Annotated in this window: 2 protein-coding genes; both read left to right on the forward strand. The window is 46.8% G+C overall.

What is annotated here, in order from left to right:
- Positions 1-358: 358 nt before the first annotated feature.
- Entirely contained in the window at positions 359-3718 is a 3360-nt protein-coding gene (locus tag P5674_RS22105; RefSeq protein ID WP_014276704.1) for a Swt1 family HEPN domain-containing protein, read from the forward strand.
- A gap of 29 nt (positions 3719-3747) precedes the next feature.
- Positions 3748-4221, forward strand: coding sequence for an MEKHLA domain-containing protein (locus P5674_RS22110; protein WP_006616388.1), 474 nt, complete (start codon positions 3748-3750; stop codon positions 4219-4221).
- The last annotated feature ends 113 nt before the right edge of the window (positions 4222-4334 follow it).

Raw genomic sequence — 4334 nt, forward strand, 5'->3', positions numbered from 1 at the left:
CTCACCCCAAACCCCTCTCCCAACAGGGGAGAGGGGCTTTGAAAATTACCTCACCCCACGGGATAATTGATATAGCGTTTCTGATATTCATAAGGTATAGCCCTCACCCCAAACCCCTCTCCCAACAGGGGAGAGGGGCTTTGAAAATTACCTCACCAATCCACCGAAACCCTATAATTAATAATTGTAGGTGGTGCGTCAGATTAATAAAATTTGCCGTTAACCCAGTAGGTTATCCCTCTGACGCACCCTACGTTAACAGGGGGTAAATTGTGGGAAAAGTGGGTTATTTTGAACAGGTGAACAAAATGTGCGGTTTGGGCATACAATTAATCTATATGACGCATCCTACCTGATTATGGCTATCACCAATTACGAGAGAGTTAGTCGCGCCCTGGGGATACTCCGAGATGGATTGTATCCTTTTGTGGAAAGGGAAATGATATCTAAATATGGCGATCGCTGGTTAACGCCCGCCAGCGCCTCCCTCCCGGATAATTATGTTAGCCGAAAATCTGTAGATGCAGTCCTCAAAGAAGATGTATCCGCCCTGCTGATAATTATGTGGGAACATTGGAATGATGCATTTCGCCAAACCCTAGGAAGAAGTGAACGCAGCATTGTCAGCGAATTGCGCGATATCCGCAACAAATGGGCGCACCAAGCCACCTTTTCCACTGATGACGCTTACCGCGCCCTCGATAATGTCGCCCGCCTATTAACGGCTATTTCGTCCCCAGAAGCCAGCCAGGCAGAAAAAGAAAAAAACGAATTGATGCGATCGCGTTTTGAAGCGGAAGCCCGTCGCGAAAAACGTAAAGCCACCGTTACACCCACGGAAGGAAAACCTCAAGCCGGACTGAAACCTTGGCGAGAAATTGTTACGCCTCATCCTGACGTGGCTTCCGGGAATTTCCAGCAAGCAGAATTCGCGGCAGACCTATGGCAAGTATACCTTGATGAGGGGTCCGATGAATATAGAGACCCGACAGAATTTTATCGCCGCACTTACCTAACCGAAGGCTTAAAACAGCTTCTCAGTAATGCGCTGCTGCGGTTAACTGGTCAAGGGGGAGACCCGGTAATTGAATTACAAACTAACTTCGGCGGCGGCAAAACTCACGCCATGTTAGCCCTCTATCACCTTTGCCAGGCGATCGATATTCATAACTTACCAGGGATGGAAGAGATTTTTCAACAGGTGAGTTTGTCTAAGCCTCCCCAAAATGTGAATATTGCGGTTGTGGTGGGGAATAAACTACCCCCCAGTGGCATTAAACCCTATGGAAAAGGTAACGGAAAGCGTCCCCCGGTGATTAAAACTCTCTGGGGAGAGTTGGCTTGGCAATTGGGAGGACAAGAAGGTTATCAAATGTTGCGGGAGGCTGACGAAACGGCGACTAATCCCGGTGATATACTTAAACAACTGTTTAACCGCTTCTCGCCCTGTTTAATTCTGATTGATGAATGGGTCGCCTATGCTAGACAACTCCATGATACGCCTGATTTGGTGGGGGGGAGTTTCGACACTCAGTTTACTTTTGCCCAAACTTTGAGCGAGTCGGCTAAAAACGCTAAGGATACGCTGCTGGTGGTGAGTATTCCAGCATCGGATATTGAAAAAGGCGGCGAGAGGGGATACGAAGCGACGGACAGACTCAGAAATGCGATCGGTAGGGTAGAGTCCCCTTGGCGACCGGCTAGTGCTGAGGAAAGTTTTGAAATTGTCCGGCGGCGCTTATTCCAGCTTACTACAGATCCGCTTCTATTCGCTCAACGAGATGCGGTGATTAATACGTTTTGTGATATGTATCGGGGAAATAGCCAGGAGTTTCCCACGGAGACTAAAGAGGCTGACTATAAACGCCGAATGCGAGAGGCTTATCCTATTCACCCGGAATTGTTCGATCGCCTCTATTCGGACTGGTCGAGTTTGGATAAGTTTCAGCGCACCCGTGGGGTTTTGCGTCTCATGGCTAAGGTGATTCATACCCTCTGGGAACGCAATGATGCTAATCTGTTGATTATGCCGGGAAATGTGCCGATGGATGACTCTCAGGTGCAGTCGGAACTTACCCGCTACCTAGATGATAACTGGATTCCGATTATTGATAAAGATGTCGATGGACCTAATTCTTTACCCCTAACTATTGATGGTGAAAACCATAATTTCGGCCGCTATTCGGCTTGTCGGCGCGTTACCCGCACGATCTACATGGGGTCAGCACCAACGCTGAAAGCTGCTAACCGTGGCTTAGAAGACCGTAGAATTAAGCTGGGTTGTGTGCAACCTGGGGAGACGGCGGCGACTTTTGGGGACGCACTCCGACGACTGAGCGATCGCGCGACGTATCTCTATGTTGATAATAACCGCTACTGGATTTCTACTCAACCTAATCTTAATCGCACTGCCCAGGAAAAGGCTGATCAATTTCTCACTGAAAGCGATCGTCATAAGGTTTGGGAGGAAATTGTTAAACGACTCAAAAAAATTGGCGATCGAGGTCTGTTCTCTGGGGTTCATGTCGCCCCCAATTCTAGCTCGGATATTCCTGATGATAACAGTTCGGGCGTGCGTCTGGTGATAGTCCACCCACAAAACCCCCACGACCAAGGCTTAAATTTAGATAGTCCGGCTCACCAATGGGTTGATGATGTGTTAAACTACAGGGGCAGTAGTCGCCGCCATTATCAAAATACTCTCTTGTTTTTGGCAGCCGATAAAAGGCAGTTAGAATGCCTCGCAGACAACACGGCTAAATATCTCGCCTGGGAATCAATTATTGCGGAAAAGGAGGAGTTGAATTTAGATCCTTCTCAGGCTAAACAAGCCCACAACAGACTCCAGGACTCTGATCAAGATGTTGAAAACCAGATTTCCCAAACCTATCAATGGTTATTAGTCCCTGAACAACCAGACCCCCAAGAGGCGATCGTCTGGAAAGCTACCCGCCTCCGTAGCCCTGAACCTTCCCTAGCACTTAGCGCCAGCCAAAAAGCAGTCCATGAAGCCTATCTATCGGATACCTACGCGGCGGAAAATCTCTGTTTGGAATTTCTCGAAACGTTCATCTGGACTAAGAAAAACCACATCAGCCTACAGGACCTATGGGAGTATCTAACTAAATATATCTATCTCCCCCGCCTCAAGGATGAAAACGTTTTACTAGAGGCGATCGCGTCCGGCGTATACTCCACCGTTTGGAGTCAGTGGTTCGCCTATGCCCAAGGCTTCGACCCGGAAACCGAAACCTATCAGGAACTGAAAGCCGGAGAATCCATCAATCCTACAATAGCTCAAAATAGTCTAATTGTCAAGCCGGATGTGGCTCAAAAACAGTTACAACTTATGCAGCAGCCCAGCCCCAATTCTTTGGGGCAATATTCCACCGCCTCACCGGGTCAGGAAAGCCAGGCACATATCATAGTCGGGGAGACTATAACCGCAGCAAATTATGGGGCTTCCCTAGCCGATAAACCGTCGCACAGACGCTTTTATGGGGTGGTAGAAATTGATGCTTTACGACTCAACAGAGACGTGGGAATAATTAGCGATGAGGTGATTCAACATTTAATCTCTCTGAAAAATACGAAGGTGAAAATCACCCTAGAAATTCAGGCAGAAATTCCCGAAGGTATCCCGGACAATGTAGCCCGGACAATTATGGAAAATTGCCAAACGTTGAAATTCCAGCAACAAGGCTTAGAAACTGACTAACTGTTAATAATATATCAGCATTAAACCCTATGAATAATCACCCTATATGGCAACAGGAAAGTGTGATTTTAAACAATCAATTAATGATTCGGAGTTTTGAATATTGGACAGGTAAACAATTAATCAATACCCAGGGCACTCCGGAACAGATATCAAAGGCACTATTTGAACTGCCTTTTCCGGTATTATGTCACGATACACAACCCGACCCAATTTTTAATTATGGTAATCAAAAGGCGATGGAATTATGGGAAGTCACCTGGGAGGAGTTAACCCAAATGCCTTCTCGATATTCAGCAGAGGCGATCGTCCGAGAAGACAGGTTAAAGTTATTAAAAACTGTGGCAGAAAATGGCTACATAGAAAACGGCACAGGAGTCAGAATATCAAAGACAGGTAGGCGTTTTGCTATCTCTAATTTGACAGTGTGGAATGTCTTAGACAACCACAATAATTATTGTGGTCAAGCCGCTACCTATAAAACTTGGCAATATCTTGATTAATTATCAATTTTCAATTATCCGGTGGGGCGGGTTTATTTATATCCTGGTGGGGATGGAAAATTGACGGCGGTGGGGCGGGTTTATTTATATCCTGGTGCGGATGCCAAATTGAC

This window comes from Limnospira sp. PMC 289.06 (genome assembly GCF_032350395.1).
GTDB lineage: Bacteria > Cyanobacteriota > Cyanobacteriia > Cyanobacteriales > Microcoleaceae > Limnospira > Limnospira platensis.

Bases quoted from the DNA above. Each gene is read 5' to 3' on its own strand.
- P5674_RS22105 (WP_014276704.1), top strand. From the start codon at position 359: ATGGCTATCACCAATTACGAGAGAGTTAGTCGCGCCCTGGGGATACTC.
- P5674_RS22110 (WP_006616388.1), top strand. From the start codon at position 3,748: ATGAATAATCACCCTATATGGCAACAGGAAAGTGTGATTTTAAACAAT.